The sequence below is a fragment of the Hymenobacter sp. genome (assembly GCF_036387835.1).
In the GTDB taxonomy this organism is placed as follows: domain Bacteria; phylum Bacteroidota; class Bacteroidia; order Cytophagales; family Hymenobacteraceae; genus Hymenobacter.
In genome coordinates this window covers 33133-51280 of the sequence record NZ_DASVSY010000117.1, presented here as the reverse complement: position 1 = coordinate 51280, position 18148 = coordinate 33133, and the positions used below count along the sequence as shown (strand labels likewise).

The 18148-nt window shown below is 55.7% G+C and carries 9 protein-coding genes; 6 read left to right on the top strand and 3 right to left on the bottom strand.

Annotated elements, in window-relative coordinates; translation table 11 throughout:
• Positions 1-56 precede the first annotated feature (56 nt).
• On the bottom strand, positions 57-3185 hold the full coding sequence (locus tag VF639_RS23295; protein ID WP_331148361.1) for a SusC/RagA family TonB-linked outer membrane protein: 3129 nt from the start codon (positions 3183-3185) through the stop codon (positions 57-59).
• 626 nt (positions 3186-3811) lie between these two features.
• The gene (locus VF639_RS23290) at positions 3812-4831 is read right to left on the bottom strand and encodes a LacI family DNA-binding transcriptional regulator (RefSeq protein WP_331148360.1); all 1020 of its coding nucleotides are present in this window, start codon (positions 4829-4831) and stop codon (positions 3812-3814) included.
• A gap of 160 nt (positions 4832-4991) precedes the next feature.
• On the opposite strand from VF639_RS23290, the gene VF639_RS23285 reads away from it, so the two are divergent.
• From VF639_RS23285 to VF639_RS23275, 3 genes are all read left to right on the top strand, one after another.
• Complete coding sequence (locus tag VF639_RS23285; RefSeq protein ID WP_331148359.1) at positions 4992-5873, top strand: inositol oxygenase family protein; 882 nt, start codon at positions 4992-4994, stop codon at positions 5871-5873.
• Between the two features lie 405 nt (positions 5874-6278).
• Positions 6279-6908, top strand: coding sequence for a DNA-3-methyladenine glycosylase I (locus VF639_RS23280; RefSeq protein ID WP_331148358.1), 630 nt, complete (start codon positions 6279-6281; stop codon positions 6906-6908).
• Between the two features lie 89 nt (positions 6909-6997).
• Entirely contained in the window at positions 6998-7978 is a 981-nt protein-coding gene (locus VF639_RS23275; protein WP_331148357.1) for a Gfo/Idh/MocA family protein, read from the top strand.
• A 69-nt stretch (positions 7979-8047) separates the two neighbouring features.
• On the opposite strand, the gene VF639_RS23270 is transcribed toward VF639_RS23275, so the two are convergent.
• Positions 8048-10861, bottom strand: coding sequence for a TIM-barrel domain-containing protein (locus tag VF639_RS23270; RefSeq protein ID WP_331148356.1), 2814 nt, complete (start codon positions 10859-10861; stop codon positions 8048-8050).
• Positions 10862-11839: 978 nt separating this feature from the next.
• Between VF639_RS23270 and VF639_RS23265 the strand changes: the two genes are divergently transcribed.
• The 3 genes from VF639_RS23265 to VF639_RS23255 are packed head-to-tail and all read left to right on the top strand — an operon-like array spanning position 11840 to position 17984.
• Complete coding sequence (locus tag VF639_RS23265) at positions 11840-15091, top strand: SusC/RagA family TonB-linked outer membrane protein (protein WP_331148355.1); 3252 nt, start codon at positions 11840-11842, stop codon at positions 15089-15091.
• 23 nt (positions 15092-15114) lie between these two features.
• On the top strand, positions 15115-16701 hold the full coding sequence (locus VF639_RS23260; RefSeq protein ID WP_331148354.1) for a RagB/SusD family nutrient uptake outer membrane protein: 1587 nt from the start codon (positions 15115-15117) through the stop codon (positions 16699-16701).
• A gap of 56 nt (positions 16702-16757) precedes the next feature.
• A complete protein-coding gene (locus VF639_RS23255; RefSeq protein ID WP_331148353.1) occupies positions 16758-17984 on the top strand; it encodes a glycan-binding surface protein in 1227 nt (408 codons plus the stop codon).
• The last annotated feature ends 164 nt before the right edge of the window (positions 17985-18148 follow it).

Sequence of the window (18148 nt, the reverse complement as noted above, 5' to 3'; positions counted from 1 at the left end):
CTGCCTGCATCAGAATCCTGATAACTGGCAATTGGCAACTCACAACTGGCAACTCATCACAGATTCACGTTAACGCCAAAGAGGAAGGTGCGGGTCCGGAAGCTCTGGTTGCCATAGGTGTCGAGGCTGGCCGATTCCGGGTCCCAGCCGATGTAGTCGGTGAAGATGAAGGGGTTGTAGGCCGTGGCGTACACCCGTAGTCCGTCGATGCCGAAGTTCTTGGAAAGGCCCTTCGGCACGTTGTACCCGAGGGTGATGTTGCTGATTTTGGTGTAGTTGGCGTCGCGGATATAGGAGGCGCCGCGGCGGTTACCGTCTTGCTCGACAGCATTGTTGGCCCACTCGTTGGAAGGGTTGGTCGGCGTCCAGTAGTCGCGCTGATAGGCGTTGTAGCGGGCGCGGCCCTGGTCACCATCCACAAACTGCGCAATGAACTGGTTGAACTCCTTCACGCCCTGGCGGGTGTACACGGTGAAGTTCAAATCGAAGCCGGCGAAGGCCAGGTTGTTGGTGATGCCGCCAAACCACTTCGGCGAGTTGCTACCCAACACTTTGCGGTCGGCCGGCGTAATGCGGCCGTCGTTGTCGCGGTCTTCCAGTTTCCACTGGCCGGGCTTCTGGTTGTACACTTTGGCCTGGTCGGCCTCATCGGTCTGCCACACGCCAATGATATTGTAGTTGTAGTACACCCGCACGTTCTCGCCGATAAACCAAGCGTTGCCCACGTCGTCTTTGCCGTTGCCGTAGAGGTCCAGAATTTCGTTGTGGTTGCGGGCGAAGTTGAGGTTCGACTTCCATGAAAACCGGTCGGTGGTAACGTTCACCGTGTTCAGGTTCAACTCGATACCGCGGTTGCGCACCGAACCCACATTCGACAACACGCTGTTGAAGCCGTTGCCGGCCGGAATCTGCTGCACCAGGATCGAGCCCTTGGACGTTTTGTTGTAGTAGTCGGCTTCCAACGCCAGCCGGCCCTTAAATATCGACGTTTCGAAGCCGACGTTATACTCCCGGGTTTTCTCCCACGTCAGGTTTCTGTTGCCGAGGCCCGAGGGCGAAAAGCCATTGGCGGTCGTACCGTTGAAGTCGTAGTACGAGGGCGTTACCGTCACTTGGGTTGCGTAAGGGTTCAAACCCAAGGGGTTATTGCTGGAAATGGCCGCGTTGCCCGATTCGCCGTAGCTTACCCGCGCTTTCAGCAAATCCAGGAAGCTTACGCTCTTCAAGAACTCTTCGTCGCTGGCCACCCACGCCAAACCGGCCGAGGGGAAGAAGTCCCACTGCTTGCCCTGCGCCAGAATCGAGTTGCCGTCGTAGCGCCCCGTCAGTGTGAGGAGGTAGCGGTTGCGGAACGAGTAGTTGGCTCGGGCCAAATACGAGAGGGTGGTTTGCTTGGAGTAGTTGCTGGTAGCAACCGTGGACGGCGGGGTGGTGGCGCCGGCAACAGTCACGGCGGTGGCAGTGCCCAAGTTGTACCACAGCGAGCGGTAGGGCAAGCCCACCACGGTGGTGCTGTTGCCGTCGTTCTGGTAGTAGTTGGCCGTGGTGCCCGCCAGCACCGTCACGTTATGATCCCCGGCTTCCTTGGTGTAGGTCAGGAAGTTCTGAAGGTCGTAGTTGAAAACGTGGTAGGTGCTGTAGTTGGCGTTGCTTGGCGCCGTACCAGCTCGCGACTTAGTAAAGGTATCCTGGTACCAGCCAGCACGCTGGTAAGTGATGTCGGTGGTGAAGGAGCTGCGGAACCGCAGGTTCTTGAGGATGCTCCATTCGCCGTAGACGTTGGGCAGCACCCGGATGTATTGCGTCCGGCGAACCTCGTTGTCGTAGTCGAATAGCGGGTTGGTGATTTGGGCTTCCGTCTCGTAGGTGAAAAACCGATTGGTGCCATCGTCGTTGTAGGCGCTGCCCGTGGGCCGCAGCCGGTAGGCACTACGGAAGGTTTCCAGCGTGCCCGGGTTGTTGTCGACAAAGGAAGCGTAGGCCGAAGCGCCAAACTTGAATCGGTCGTTGAAGGTTTTATCGATGCCTAGCTTCAGCGTGTACTTCTTGATGCCCACAATCTTCTCGGCACCCTGGTAGTTCTGGTAGCCCGCCGACAAAAACGTATTGGTCTTGCCGTCGCCGCCGCTAATGCTCAGCAAGTGGTTGGTTTGCAAGCCCGTGCGCTGAATCATATCTATCCAGTCGGTGTAGGTGCCATTCTGCACGTTGCGCAGTTCGGTCGGCGAGAACACCTTGTCGTCGGTTGCCACCACATCGGGGTTCTGGCCCTGGTCGATGGCGCGGGTGCGGGCGAATTCGCGGGCGTAGTTGGCAAACTCCGGCCCGTTCATCATGTTGGGCTGGTTGTAGGCCTGCACGAAACCCACGTACCCGTCGTAGCTGATGCGCGTGCCGCCCGAAGTGCCTTTTTTGGTGGTCACAATCACCACCCCGTTGGCGCCTCGCGAGCCGTAAATGGCCGTAGACGAAGCATCCTTCAGGATGTCCATGCGCTCGATGTCGGCCGGGTTGATGTCGTTGATGTTTGTTACCGGAATGCCGTCCACCACGTACAGCGGCTGCGTGTTGCCACCAATGGAGTTGGCACCCCGAATTTCAATGGTCAAATCAGAGCCGGGCTTGCCGGAAGCGCGCTTCACGTCCACCCCCGACAAGCGGCCCTGCAACGCTTCCTGCGCATTGGGAGCCCGTGATTTCACGATTTCCTGGTTGTCGAGCGACACCACCGTGCCCGTCAGGTCGCGCTTCTTTTGGGTGCCGTAGCCCACTACCACCACTTCCTCCAAGGCCTTGGTATCGGCCCCGAGCGTTATGTTGATAACCGACTGGTTGTTGATGGCGACTTCCTTGTTCTGGTACCCGATGAAGGATACGATCAGGGTTCCCGTCGCGTTCGGCACGGTTAAGGAAAAGCCGCCCGTACCGTCCGTGGTGGTACCGTTAGTGGTGCCTTTCAGCAGCACGGTGGCGCCGGGCAGCCCCTCCCCTTTTTCATCCGTGACTTTGCCTTTGATGGTCACGTCGGCCACTGGGGCACCGGCGGGCACTAGGTCGTAGCCTTTATCGGCGGAGGATGGGGCAAGGCCGGCGAAGTCTTGCCCGTGGGCAACGCCGGAAACGGCAAGCAGGCAAAGGGTGGCTAAGCTGCTCTTATGGGTTGGATGGGTAGGTGTGGAGGGCATAGCGTTGCTTTTTGGGAAAGGGAAGCTAACTGTGTGAAATCGATTGTGTGAGTTGCTATAAGCGCCCCAATTCACGTCGATATCACTCTCAAAGGAAAAAGTTATCCAATTGGCTACGCCGAATCCTGACGACTTTATTTACGCAACCGGTTGCGAGAAGCAGGCTATCGATTGACCTCCTCCTTGCCCTTATACTGCCTGCTGCCTGAACAGTGGAATCTACCTTACTGCGCCTCTGACTGCTCTTCCGGGTGGTTTGCAAACACTTGTTTTACAAGCATATACTTACCTTTTCGCTACTTCTCAACAGGCACCTCAATTGGGCTGTTGGCTTGGTTCAGTGAGGTCTTTTAGAATTATCTTGCCTGGCCGTTTTGGACTATTAGAGCTGCATAACAGCTCTTGGCCGTTTGGGTTATGGCGGAGTAGCTGGCTCCTTTGCCGTGGACCTCACCCCCTAACCCCCTCTCCAAAAGAGAGGGGGAACTAGCTTTCTAGTTTTCTAGCTCTAGTCCATCAACTGAATTCACTACTGCCGGAGCGTCCGAGTTAGGATTAGAATCTAAAGCTAGTTCCCCCTCTCTTTTGGAGAGGGGGTTAGGGGGTGAGGTCCCCCGCCCGCCACCTCAAATAGCCACCCCCGTAGACTGCCTGACAATGAGTTGAGAAGGCAGAATAACCGACTCCACTACCGATGCCGGATTCTTGTGTTTCAGCGCCTTGCAGAGCATAGTCGCCGCGGCCTTGCCCATTTCGAAAGCCGGTTGCGTGATAGTTGTCAACGAAGGGTTCAGCCACGGGGCGGAGCGCGAATTAGAGAAGCTGATTACTTTCACTTCCTCGGGGATGCGCAGATGCAGCTCGCTACACGCCTGATAGGCGCTGATGGTTAGCTTCTCGACCGTAGCAATGAGGCCATCTACTTCCGGATGCTTTCTGAGAAACGCTTTTATGAGCTTGCCATTTACTTCGTCGCTCTCGGTGCAGTCGATGATGTAGTGCTCGTTGATGGGCAAGTCATAGTCGCGCAACGCCTTGTGGTGACCTTCGAGGCGCCAGCGGCCAATCGACAAGTCGCGGGAAATAGACAGGAAAGCAATGTTGCGGCAGCCGCGCTCCAGCAGGTGCTTGGTAGCCGCGTAGCCGCCCTCCCGGTTATCGGTCGTGACTTTGGACGTGGCCAGCGCCTCCCCCACCCGGTCAAACAACACCACCGGCACCTGCTGCTCATGCAGGGTTTGGATGTGGGTCATGTCTTTGGTTTCGGCCGACACCGACAGAATGACCCCGTCGACCCGGCCGCTGTGGAAGGTGTTGAGGATGGCTTGCTCTTTGGCAAACTGCTCGTGGGTCATGTAGATGAGCACGTGGTAACCCTTCTCCTGCGTCACCGACTCAATGCCGTTGATGGCTTGGGCAAAGTAGCTGTCGAACACCTCCGGAATAACGACGGCAATCATGTGGCTCTTGCGGCTGCCGAGGCTGCTGGCGTGCGGGTTGGGTACGTAATTGAGCTTTTTGGCGAGGTCGAGCACCCGCTGCTTGGTTTCGGCGCCAATCTGGTAGCTGTCCTGTAAGGCCCTAGAAATGGTGGAGGTTGATAGGTTAAGTTCTTCGGCTAAGCGCTTGATATTTATTTTGTCCATACGAAATGGCAATCGGGCAGTGCTAGGTGGGGTAGGTGTCGGGAAAGTTCTATCACGCAAGCGTTTGCGTAAAGAAAGTTACGCTTTTCCAAGCTAACACTTTCAAGAACGAGCATTTTTGAGCTGCCATACCATACCACTGCCAACTACCTGATGCTCTATGACAAACAACTCAAACCCACTGGAAAATAACCCGCTTGCCAGCCTGGAAGAGTGGGAAGACGACCTCCTGGAGCGCTACCCCGACCCGGAATCCATAGCCCAAGGCCGCGACACCGAAAGCTACCGCAACTACGAAGCGCCCGCCCGCGACTCGGTGCGCGAGTTCTACCGCCTCAACCACCAGCACCAGAGCTACGACTTTGTGTTAGCCAAGAAGCAGGAGTTCTTGGCCTTCAACAAGCGCGAAATGCCCGTTTGGGATGCCTTCCAATTCCTCAACCAACTCGTCGACGACTCCGACCCCGACACCGACCTCGACCAACTGCAACACCTGCTGCAAACTTCGGAAGCCATCCGGCACGACGGCCACCCCGACTGGTTTGTGCTGGTCGGGCTGCTGCACGACATGGGCAAGGTGCTCTGCCTGTTCGGTGAACCCCAATGGGCCGTAGTCGGCGACACGTTTCCGGTCGGCTGCGCTTTCTCCAATAAGATTGTGTATCCGGAGTTCTTCAAAGACAACCCCGACATCGACAACCCGCGCTTCAACACGAAATACGGCGTGTACCGGCCCAACTGCGGCTTGCGCAACGTGCATCTTTCGTGGGGCCACGACGAGTACGTGTACCACATGGTGAAGGACTACCTGCCCGAGCCGGCCTTATACATGCTGCGCTACCACTCGTTCTACCCCCAACACCGCGAAAACGCCTATGACCACCTCCTGGACGCCCACGACCACGAGATGTTTAAGTGGGTGCAGCTCTTCAACCCCTACGACCTGTACTCGAAAAGCCCCACTCCTCCCGACTGGAACGAGCTGCGCCCTTACTACGAGCAGCTAGTGGAAAAATATCTGCCCAAGACACTGAAGTTCTAAAAGGCATTTCATATTGAATAACAACGCCCGCAACAAGGAGCCGCTACCACTTTGCGGCTCCTTGTTGCGGGCGTTGTTTACAGAGGCCGTAGCGCGAAGCCTTCGACACCAGGAAAACTACTGTAGAGCCAAGTCGTGCTACAACGAGGCGTAAACAATCGCTTTTCAGACACTTATAATAAGTACCTGTAATAGAAGACAATAGAGGCGCTGAACTTCCAGCGTCGCTGTTATTGTGCATGCTACATCCAGGGCCAAAGCGAGGGCAACCGTCAACACGAGGCACATTGCAGCATCGATAGCACATGCTTTTTGGGTGTTAGTGAAGCACCTTAAGTAACCGTTGGGGTGGCAGTAGTCGTAGCAACCGGAATGCTTATTCAGCAATCAGCCAACTATGCAACTATGATGCTCCCCCACCTTCCTCCTGCCCCTCCCGACGGCCGTTGCCCCTGGGGTAACCACAGCGACTTGCTCCGCGAGTTTCACGACCATGAATGGGGCGAGCCGGTGGCCGAAGCAGGCATCTTGTTTGAATACTTGGTGCTGCACACGTTTCAGCTTGGCTTCGACTTTCCGGTGGTATTGAAGCGGCGCGAAGGGTTTCGGGAGCTACTAGCGAACTTCGATCCGGAGCAGCTAGCGCGCTTCGACGAAGACGATATTGCGGAACTGCTGCTGAATCCGCGCATTCTGCGCAACCGGCGCAAACTGGAAGCTACCGTACAAAACGCGCAGGCGTGGCTGCGGCTGCGTCAGCAAGTGGGCGGCGACGATGAGTTGCTGGCCTTCTTCTACCAGTTTGTAGGTGGCCGAACCGTCGACAACCGGCGTAGCGCTACCAACCCGGCGCCTGTCTCCACGCCCCAAAGCGAAGCCATGAGCAAAGACCTGAAGAAGCGCGGCTTCGTCATGACGGGCCCTGCAACCTGCTACAACATCCTCCAAACGGCCGGCCTCGTCAACGACCATAGTGTTAGCTGCCCGCGGCACGCGGAATGCGCCGCTCTGGCAGAACGAGCAAGGCGAGTTTGAAGCATTAGCCAAGAGGTTTAACCTAACTGCTGTTTGCTGCTAAGTTGAAGCCCTTACTTTAGCGGCTTCTCCCGTTTCACCCTGAACCTATGCGGACATTCAACTGGGCCATCCTGGGCCTGGGCCACATCGCCCACAAATTCGCCGAAAGCTTAGCCCTCCTGCCCAATGCCCGGCTGCACGCCGTAGCCTCCCGAAGCGCAGCTAAAGCCGAGGAGTTTGCTGCCAAATTCAAGGTGCCGCATGCCGTGGGCAGCTACGATGAGCTGCTAACAATACCAGGCATTGATGCCGTTTACATTGCTACGCCGCATTCCGAGCACCACGCTCATACGTTGCTCTGCCTGCAGGGCGGCCTGCCCGTGCTGTGCGAAAAAGCCTTTGCCCTCAACGCCCACCAAAGCCAAGACATGATTAACACCGCCAAGGAACGCGGCGTTTTCCTGATGGAAGCCTTCTGGACGCGCTTCTTCCCGGCCATCAACAAAGCCCTGGAACTAGTGGCCGATGGTACTATCGGGGAGGTAAAGCACCTGGCCGCCGACTTCGGATTCGTGGCTTCTTATCAACCTGAAGCCCGGCTCTTCAACCCCGAGCTGGCCGGCGGCTCCTTGTTGGATATCGGCGTGTACCCGCTGTTCATCAGCAAGCTCTTCCTGGGTGAACCTCAAGAAATAAGAGCAGTGGCCGTACCTGCTCCCACCGGCGTCGATCAAAACTGTGCCATGGTCTTGTCGTACGCAAGCGGCGCTACGGCCAGTCTGTTCTCCACGCTGGCCGCCAACACTGATAACCAGTGCATCCTCTACGGCTCGAAAGGGCAGCTGCACCTCAACGGACGGTTCCACGCGGCCAACAGCCTCGCCCTGCGCCTCACCGACCAGGAGCCCCAACTGATTTCTTGCGAAAAACAAGGCTACGGCTACCACTACGAAGCCGAGCACGTGCAACAGTGTCTGGAGCAAGGCCTCACGGAAAGTCCTTTATTGCCGCTACAATTCAGTCAGGAACTAATGCAGCTGATGGATACTGTGCGGCAGCAAATCGGCCTTCGGTATCCAGGCGAGTAAGCGGGGAGTTAAAGATTAATGTAGCGCGGAAGCCACAGGAAACCCGTTCCGCGCTACTGTTCACACACGCTAGTCCATTTTAACCGTGACGGCACTACCCGAGTACGTCACAGTTTTGGCGGGCGCGGCCGTGAAGTTGACAGCCGTTGGCTTGTCTTTGCTTACCCATACCACGTTGAAGGTACGCTGTGTTTGCATGCCCGGGAACGTGCCTTTCCGCTCGCCAATAGTGAGGGTTTTGGTTTTCTCGTCGTACGAGGTGGGGATGGTGGCAAACGTACCTTTTTCGTAGTTGTAGTTCACGCCTTCGTCTTCGTACAGCGAGAAGCTGGCGTCTTTGCCGGTGTATACATAAAGCGTAACCGGGTCGGCAGGCTTTTCAGAGGTGTACTGGATTTCCGGGCCGAAGGGCACAATGGAACCCTCTTTCACGTACAGCGGCATGCGCTCCAGGGGCGCATCTTCCGTGATTTGCTGACCGCCGGGAGTGTACTTTCCGCTGTAGAAGTTAAACCAACCAGTATTTGCCGGCAGGTATACCTTCTTAGTTCGCGCCTGGTACTCGGTCACGGGCGCTACCAGCAAGCTCGGACCAAACATAAACTCGTCCCCCATGCTCCTTACGGCCGGGTCGGCGCTAAAGTCCATGACTAAGCCGCGCATGATGGTGGAGTTCTGGTGATGCGTTTGGCCGGCCAATGAATAGATGTAGGGCATCAGGCGGTAGCGCAACTTGTTGTAGTACAGCATGCTCTGATACGCCGGATGCGTTTCGGGCGCGATATTGTAAATCTCGCGGAACGGAAACTGGCCGTGCACCCGGAACAGCGGGCAAAACGCGCCGTATTGGTACCAGCGCGTATTCAGCTCACGCCATTCTTCCAGGTCTTTGGTGTTGGGTTTCTCGTAGCGCCGCTCCACTGCGAAGCCACCAATATCAGTGGTCCAGTACGGAATGCCTGACAACGAAAAGTTGAGACCCGCTGAAATCTGGTTTTGGAAATCTTCCCACCGCGAGCCAATATCACCGCTCCAGATGGCTGCCGCATAGCGCTGCGAGCCGGCGTAGGCCGAGCGGGTCAATAAGAACACGCGCTGGTCGGGAGCAGTTTTGCGCTGGCCTTCGTAGATGCCTTTGGCGTTTTGCAATGGGTAACCATTGAAGTACTCCGTACCCGAACCCGCGTAGGTGGGCGTCATCAGGCGCTTACGGGTTTCTTCGTTGGTGTTCGAATAGATGTCGGGTTCCGAGGCATCCATCCACCAAGCATCAATACCTTTGCTGAAGAGCTTGGTATTGAGCAGATTCCAGAACTCGTCGCGGGCTTTGGGGTTGAAGGCGTCGTAGAAGGTGGAGGTGTAGCCGGGCGCAATCCAGTCGCGGGTGCGGTCGGCGATATTGCGCTTGTAGAGGTAGCCTTTGGCGTCGAGGGAGGCATAGGCCGGAATGCCTTCGTAGAACTTACCCCACACCGAAATCATGAAGTGCAAGTTTTGATCGTGCAGGGTTTTGATCATGGCGTCCGGGTTCGAGAAACGCGCCGGATCAAACTCCTGGCTGCCCCACTCGGCCTGCTTCCAAAACGACCAGTCCAATACGATGTTATCAATCGGAATCTGACGCTTGCGGAATTCGGCGGCCGTGGTTTGAATCTCGTCTTGGGTTTTGTACCGCTCCCGGCTCTGCCAAAAGCCCATGGCCCACTTCGGCATGATGGGCGCCGGGCCGGTGATCTGGCGGTAACCGCTCACCACTTCATCCAGGTTGTTCCCCTGCACGAAGTAATAGTTGATGTCGCGGCCGGCCTCCGACCTGAAGCCGTATTCGTGCTGGCTTTGCCCCTCGAGCGGACTCAAACACCTCAAACCCAAGTATGACTCGCCGCCATCCGGGTCCCACTCCAGCTTGATGGGGTATTTCTTACCCTTCTCCATGTTGATGGCTACCACTGCCGTGCCTGGGTTCCAGGCCTGGCGCCACTTGCTTACCTGCAGCTTACCATCAATATAGAGTTTCGCGTAGCCCGCGTTTTTGAGCAGGAAGTGGTGCAAGCCAGTGCTTCTCGACTCAACTGCCCCCTCCCAGGTAGCCAGCGTCTGCCCTAGCTTAACCTGCGTGGGGAAGTTCTTCATGTCCTCCAAATACTCGTAGGGCAATGACGACTCAGCCCGCTGGGCTACCACTTCGCTGGGTTTATCTTTCCTCACGTAGGTGGCAGTTAGCCAGCCTTCGCTACCATCCTTGGCGTAGAGCTTCAGCGAGTAAAGCGGCTGGTAGTCGCGGGTGTCCCCGACGTTGGTGATGGAGTAGTTATCCCAAAGAATACCGTAGTTTTTGTTGGACACCAGAAAAGGCACCGCCACATCGGTGTTGTTGTGGGCGAGCTTCACTTGCTGGCCTTTGTAGTTCATCACCCCATTCTGGTGCTGCCCGAGGCCGTAAATACCTTCATCTGCCGGTGAGTCGAATATTTGCTCGACCTCATACAGCTTCTCGCCTTCCACTGTTACGGGCTTGAACATCTTGCCGCCGTTCTTGCGCTCCTGCAAAATGACATGGCCTTTCGGGTCGGCAAACACGATTTCGCCGGTTGTGAGCGAAACGGTGGCGGTTATTGCGCCTGTGCTCAATACCCCCTGCCCTTTCTTTTGCTTGAACTGCCATTTCGGCACTGGCCCCGCCGGAGCTACAGCCATTAAACTCTGCCTCGACGACACGGAATCAAGTGGACTGGCGCGCACATGAATGATTTTGTCGGACACCACCTGGAGTTGGATGGTGCGGACGGCATTGTCGTTGGGTTTGGGGAGAGATATAATTACTCTGTCCTGCAGTTGCTTAACGCTTGGCTTTTGAGCCACTGCCCCAGCTATTGGCGACACAAGAAGCAGCCCGAGAAGCGGAATACTACAGGTAAAGCGGTGTTTTGTCATAAGGTGCAAACGTTTGCCGATTGTCAATCTAAAAAAGGTGTTTGTTCTGCTTGTCCTTGATGCGAAGAAGAGTGTGCTAGCGGGTAACAAGCTTATGGCCTCCAGCAGGTTTTTCAGTAAGTGCTGTGGAAGGTTGTACTCGACGAATTGTGTAGCTCCTGAAAAGACCTCTAGTTTAAGTTGCTGTTCAAGAAGAAATGCTACAAGGCCGCGTAATAATACACACTAGCAGGATAGTTTGCCACCTATTTCACATCAGCAGGCACTTTTGTTGGGCGTCGTGCAGGTGCAAAGTGCTGTTTGTTAGCTTATAAAGAAGTTATCATGATTACCTATTCATCCTACTTACCATACGATAACGGTTGATTGGTAACGATACTAGCTCTTACGAAAAGTAAATATTTTGTCGCTTTGATGATTTTCATACGGCAAGAATATTTTGAATTATCATCATATAAACTTAAACCGTTATTTATTACCGCTTACTTGATAAATTATAATCCAATCAAAATAAGCAACCATTTGATCATATTTTAATAAAAATAGTTATATAAAATTCATGTGCATAAAGTGCCTAACAATTTAGTAGCCTCCCGGATTTCAATGTATTTACATAGTTAAGGAAACGTTTGTTGGCAGTTTAGCAAACGTTTGCATTTGCTTAGTCCTTCTTTATATTTGAATACTAAATCTTAGATAACGAGACGTGTGTCTGTCTTTTTTGCGCTGCTACCTACTTCACCTTTTTAGTGCTACCTGCCATTGCCTTTTTGGCTATTTCCTTGCCTACTCTTTCTAGTAGCACCTTACCTAGAAAACCTTGCACCGCCTATTTAATCCATACGCCACTTCAGCCTTAAACTGAACCGCGGTATTCTGCCATCACCGGGCACTTCACCCTCGGATAGTACTTCATAAACCCCCACTATGAAAAAAACAACTCTACCTAATTCCCTAGGTCGGAAAGCGGCGCGGATGACGCTGCTGGCACTTCTGCCCACCACTGGGCTTGCCACGATCACCCATGCCGCGCACTTAAGCGACGCAACAGCAGAGGCCGACATCACCGTAACTGGTCGCGTAACTGACGAGACGGGCGGTGGTGTACCCGGCGTAACGGTGGTGCTGAAAGGCACAACCCGCGGGGCTTCGACCGATGACCAAGGCAATTTTTCGCTTTCGGTACCTGATGGTACAGGTACGCTGGTCGTCTCCTCCATTGGTTTTGTTAGCCAAGAGGTTCCGATCAACAACCAAACCTCCATCAAGGTATCCTTGCGCTCCGATACCAAGGCCCTGGAGGAAGTAGTAGTAGTAGGCTACGGCACGCAGCGGCGAGAAGACGTGACGGGCGCTATTTCGTCGGTTTCTTCCAAAGAGATTGAGAGAAGTGTAGCCACTACCATCGACCAAGCCCTGCAAGGCCGGGTAGCCGGCGTAGTGGTCAACCAGAACACGGCCCAACCCGGTGGTGGGGTTTCGGTGCGTATTCGGGGCATCGGCACTCTGAACGGCGACCAGGAGCCGCTGTATGTGATTGACGGCGTGATTATTCCGCCCCAGCAGCGTGACTCCCGCTCGCAGGGCTTTGCCATGCGGGGGGAAGTGGGCAGCGGTACCAACCCCCTTTCCAGCCTCAACCCCAATGAAATTGAGTCGATCGACATTCTGAAGGATGCCTCGGCCACGGCCATCTACGGCTCGCAGGCGGCTAACGGCGTAGTTATAGTTACTACCAAGCGCGGCAAAAGCGGTGCCCCCAAGCTGGCGGTTGAGACCTACTATGGGGCGCAGCAGCTGCCTAAGAAGCTGGACGTAATGGACTTGCAGCAATTTGCGACGTACTCCAACGAGAAGGCGAGCATTCTGGGCTACGTACAGTATCCTGCGCTGGTAAACCCCCAGTACCTGGGCAAGGGCACCAACTGGCAGAACGAGCTTTTCCGGACCGTGCCGATGTACAATGCCACCGTCCGCCTGAGCGGGGGCGATGAGCGCACCCAGTACCTACTGTCGGGTTCGTATTTCTCCCAGGACGGCATTGCCTTGGGTTCGAGCTTCAAGCGCGCCTCGGCTCGCCTCAACCTGGACAACAAGACCACTAAGTGGTTGAAAATTGGCACCAGCCTCCAGTTTTCGAACATCAACGAAAACCTCAACTCCACGAATTACGAGCTGATTAAGTCGGCCATCTCGATTACGCCCGACATCGCCGGCCGCAACCCCGATGGCACCTATGGCGGCCCCAGCGGGGTATCGTTAGGCGCCACCTACAATCCTAACCCCTTGGCGGCGGCCACGCTCAATACCAACAACTCGGTTCGGAACCAGGCCCTGGGCAACATCTACGGGGAAATCTCCTTCCTCAAGAACTTCACCCTGCGCAACGAGATATCCGGCAACTTCGATCTGGGCGCCTACCACCAGTTCTTCCCCACCTTCTCGGTGGGGGGCCTCTCCAGCGGCCCGGCCAGTGCGTATGAGAGTTCCACAAGAAGCACCAGCTGGACTGCCCGTAACTTCTTGACTTACAACAAGAACATCAGCAGCTTGTACACCGTAACCGGGCTGCTCGGCCACGAAGCCAGCTCCGGTAGCTACGAGAGTCTCACGGCTGGTCGCAGTAACTTCCCCTCCAACACGGTAACGGCCCTGAACGCGGGCGACGGTCTCACCGTGTCTAACAGCGGCGGCCGCGGCGACTGGGCCCTTGAGTCGTACTTTGGCCGGGTGAACTTTGGCTTTAATGACCGCTACTTGCTCACGGCCAACGTACGCTTCGATGGCTCGGGCAACTTTGCCCCCGGCAACAGGTGGGTAGCTACCCATTCGTACGCTCTAGCCTGGAAGATTGCCAACGAGAAGTTCATGAAAGAGCAATCCTACTTCAGCGACCTAAAGCTGCGTCTGGGCTATGGCATTGTCGCTAACCAGAACGTGGGTAGCTACGTGTATGGCGCCAGCATCAGCCTGAGCTCCACGGGTGTAGGAACGGGAGCCCTGGTAAACAACATTGCCAACCCCAAAGCGGAGTGGGAAAAAACAGCCAGCTACAATGCCGGCCTGGATGTGGGACTGTTCAGCAACCGGATTCAGCTCACCACCGACGTTTATCTGCGCCAGACTAGAAACCTGCTGATTTCCCTACCCTTGCCGGTTTACGGCGGTACATCGTTCAACGGCAGCTTAAGAGCTCCGATTTACAACGTCGGCTCGATCCAGAATAAGGGCATCGAGTTTTCGCTGAACACGCGCAACATCGAACGCAAGGGGGTGCTCTGGACTTCGGGCCTAACGTTGTCGCGAAACTTAAACAAAGTCTTGTCGCTGAACACCGAAAACGCGTTTCTGACGCAGTCGGTTGATTACGGCAGCCGCGTTATCTCGCGCACGTCGGTAGGGCAGTCCATCGGTTCCTTCTACGGCTTCGTGGTGGAGGGTATGTTCAATGAAGCCTCTGATTTTGAAGGTGCCGCGCTGCCGGCCGGCGGCGACGGCAAGCCCCTGCCCATTAACTACATCAACGGCGTGTGGGTGGGCGACCTGAAGTACAAGGACCTGAACGGCGACGGTATCATCACCGAAAAGGACATGACGCAGCTAGGCTCGCCGATTCCCAAGTTTCAGTACGGCCTCACCAACACGGTGACCTACAAGGGCTTCGACCTAACCTTGTTTGTGAACGGCAACTACGGCAACAAGATCTTCAACTACAACCGCGTCAAGCAGGAGGATCCGGCTGCCAACTTCACCGGCCTGCTGGCCACTACCAATGACTTCGCGCGGATAAGAATGTATGATCCGGCGGGATCCATTTCTGACATCAACAACGTGTATGTTGAAAACGCAGGCACAACGGTCCCCGGTATCCGCCGCGCCGGTGACCCAAACCAGAATACCCGTGTCTCGTCGCGGTTTGTGGAAGACGGTTCTTTCCTACGCATGAAGAACGTGGTGCTGGGTTACACGGTGCCGGCCAATTTTGCCACGCGCCTGCACCTGAGCTCCCTGCGCGTGTACACCAACGTGCAGAACTTATTCACTATCACCAATTACTCAGGCTTTGATCCGGAAGTGGGAGCCTCCATCCTACCCGGCAGTCCGCTGCTCTACGGCTTCGACTGGGGTCGTTATCCTACCCCGCGTGTTTTCACTGCCGGTCTCAACATTGGCTTGTAATTAAACTTTAAATCACTCTCATCATGAAGCTAACTAAAATTTCCACCGCTGCTCTGCTCGCCGGATCGTTGCTGATCAGCAGCTGCGGCGAAGATTTCTTGGAGCGTCCCCCGCAAGGGCAGATAGTGACCGACAACTTTTATCAAACCGTTTCGGACCTGCGCCTCGCTACGGCTGGTTTGTACAACCGGCCCTGGTTTGAGTTCAACTATCCCTTCATCGTGGACGTGGGCGAAACCATGAGCGGCAACGCTTACGCCGGCTTCAATCCGCGCCAGACTTACATCAACTTCACCCTGGCAGAAGGCGAAAACGGCATTCTGGCCGGGTGGGCGTCGATGTTCAACGTCATTGCCCAATCCAACACGGTTATCAACAACGTGACGCGCATCACGCCCGCTTCGGTAGCCGCTAAAGACAAAAATGCGGCTATCGCTGAAGCCCGGTTTATGCGGGGGGTAGCCTACTTCTACCTCGTGCGGCTCTGGGGGCCCGTGCCCATCATCGAGGACAACTCCAAGCTGGTAGAGAACCCGCTGGTGCCGCGCAACACGGTAACGGATATCTACCGGTTTTTGATCGACGACCTGAAGTTCGCGGCTGATAACCTGCCGCTGACGGATTCGCCCGGCCGCTTAACCGTTTGGAGTGCCAAGGGGATGCTGGCCAAGGTTTACCTAACCAAGGCAGGCGTGGGCCAGAGCGGCAGCCGCGTACAGGCTGATCTGGACCAGGCCAAGCAGTACGCCGCCGACGTCATCAACAACAGCGGCCTGGCGCTGATGCCGAACTACTACGACCTGTTCCTGCGCAAAAACCGCAACAACCCGGAGTCGCTGTTCTCCATTCAGTGGGTATACAACCAGGGTTGGGGCTCGCAAAACATGATGCAGTCCTACCTGGCCGCCGACTCGCGGGTGACGGGCGCGGGCGATGGCTGGAACAACATTGCTCCCACCTACGACCTGTACATGAACTACGAGACAGGCGACAACGTGCGGCGCAAGGCCACGATGATGATCAACACGGACGTATATCCCGAGCTGGTTACGAAGGACAACCCGAACGGCTACACCATGACGGCCACCCAGCCTTCGTTTAAGAAGTACGTGATTGGGGGGCCGCTTGCGCCAGGCAACGATGGAGCCGTGTCTTCGCTGAACACGGATATCAACACCTACATCATGCGCCTGTCGGACGTGTACTTGGTGCATGCGGAAGCCGTGCTGGGCAATGGCACCTCTACTTCCAACTCTGAAGGCCTAGCTTCGCTCAATAAGGTAAGAACCCGCGCCGGCTTACAGCCCGCTACGTCCTACGACCAGATGTCGCTGCTGCGTGAGCGCCGCTCGGAGTTTGGCATGGAAGGGCAGTTCTGGTTTGATCTGTTGCGCCTGCACGATTACAAGCCAGCCGCGGCCATTGACTTCATCGGCAAGCAGCACCGCAACACCTTCACCTACACGCCGACGGCGGCGGTGAAGATTACGGAGTCGCCCTCGGCCAACTTCGTAACGGCCACTGAGCGGAGCTTCTCGCTGCCTTATCCGGCGGCCGACGTGGTGAACAACCCGAGGCTGCGTGAGGAGCCGGTTCCGTATTACAACTAGCTCAGTGGTTAACTGTCCATTTCTTAGTTAACGCTCATCTCCCAGAGACTTCCGATATGAACAACCGTTCAGTATTTTTCTCAAAGACTAGCCTGCTGGCCCTGCTGGCCGCCTTTACCTTGGCAGGAACCTCCTGCGAAAAAGAAGACGACGTAGACGCAAAGGCAGATGGTCCGCCGACCGTTACTGGTCTGCGGGCGTACGCCGCTGCGCCCAACGACAGCCTTATCACCCGGGTTAGTCCGGGTACCGTGATTGTAATTGAAGGCACGAAGCTCAAGACGACCAGAGCCGTGCTGCTGGATGGCTACCCGGCCACGTTCAACAGCGCCTTGTTTGCCGACAACAGCATCGTGGTTAACGTGCCGGCCGATATCCCGTTTGCCAGCCTGGACCCGGCCCTGTACAACAAGATTCAGGTAGTGACCTCAGGTGGGGAAACAACGTATGACTTCCCCGTTTCGGCGCCCGCGCCGGTGCTCAGCGCCGCTTCCAACGAAATGGCGAAGCCCGGGGAAACCATCACCATCACCGGCAACTTCCTGTATCTCATCAAAAAGATCACCTTTCCCGGCAGCGTAGATGCTACGGAGTTTAAGGCGAATACGGGTGGTACGGAGTTGCAGGTGAAAGTGCCGCAGTCAACCCAGGCGGGCCCAGTGAGGGTTCAAACGGAGTTTGGCACCACCACCTCTGTCTTCCACATGAATGATATGGCGGGCACGCTGCTGAATTTCGATAACGCTAACCCTTTTGATTACGGCTGCCTTGTCACCAACGATGCCAGCGCCTTCCCTGGTGCCAATGGCAAGTATGCTCGGTTGATGGGCGAAGGTATCGGAAACTATAACTGGAGCTACGATGATGGCAAGCGTGCTATTTTCTCGAAGCAGGTCGATTGGTTGCCCGCCAGTGAGCTAAATCAGCCGGCGGCTAACTACGCCATGAAGTTCGAGATTTTCGTGAAGGAGCCACTCAGCACGGGTTGCCTGTTCATCGGTCCGCCTCCCGGCGGAAGCTGGGCGTATATGGCCCGGTACGAGCCCTGGAAAACTACACCCAACTACAAAACGGCTGGCTGGACAACGGTTAGTATTCCGTTCGATCAGTTTAAGCTGAAAGCCAACGGCGCGGATGGTACGGGTGCCGGAGCTGCTACCGTCAATGATCTGGTGGGCAGTATCAATGAAGTAATCAAATTTATGTACGTGAACGATACAGCCACTCCCCTAGCCAAGCTCGATATTGCGGTTGACAATATCCGAGTGGTGAAAATCAAGTAAATACAGCTTTTTTTAAGGAAACTCGCCGGAATTGCTAGTCAGTTCCGGCGAGTTTTTGTGTTAAGTCCATTTACTTTCGCACTCCTATAGGGCAGTGGCAGTTGGTCCTTCACCTGTTTCTGGTAGAAGTACCATACCGGGAACGTTCCCGCTTGCCATTAGTA

Bases quoted from the DNA above. Each gene is read 5' to 3' on its own strand.
- VF639_RS23290 (WP_331148360.1), bottom strand. From the start codon at position 4,831: ATGGACAAAATAAATATCAAGCGCTTAGCCGAAGAACTTAACCTATCA.
- VF639_RS23260 (WP_331148354.1), top strand. From the start codon at position 15,115: ATGAAGCTAACTAAAATTTCCACCGCTGCTCTGCTCGCCGGATCGTTG.
- VF639_RS23295 (WP_331148361.1), bottom strand. From the start codon at position 3,185: ATGCCCTCCACACCTACCCATCCAACCCATAAGAGCAGCTTAGCCACC.
- VF639_RS23255 (WP_331148353.1), top strand. From the start codon at position 16,758: ATGAACAACCGTTCAGTATTTTTCTCAAAGACTAGCCTGCTGGCCCTG.
- VF639_RS23280 (WP_331148358.1), top strand. From the start codon at position 6,279: ATGATGCTCCCCCACCTTCCTCCTGCCCCTCCCGACGGCCGTTGCCCC.
- VF639_RS23265 (WP_331148355.1), top strand. From the start codon at position 11,840: ATGAAAAAAACAACTCTACCTAATTCCCTAGGTCGGAAAGCGGCGCGG.
- VF639_RS23285 (WP_331148359.1), top strand. From the start codon at position 4,992: ATGACAAACAACTCAAACCCACTGGAAAATAACCCGCTTGCCAGCCTG.
- VF639_RS23275 (WP_331148357.1), top strand. From the start codon at position 6,998: ATGCGGACATTCAACTGGGCCATCCTGGGCCTGGGCCACATCGCCCAC.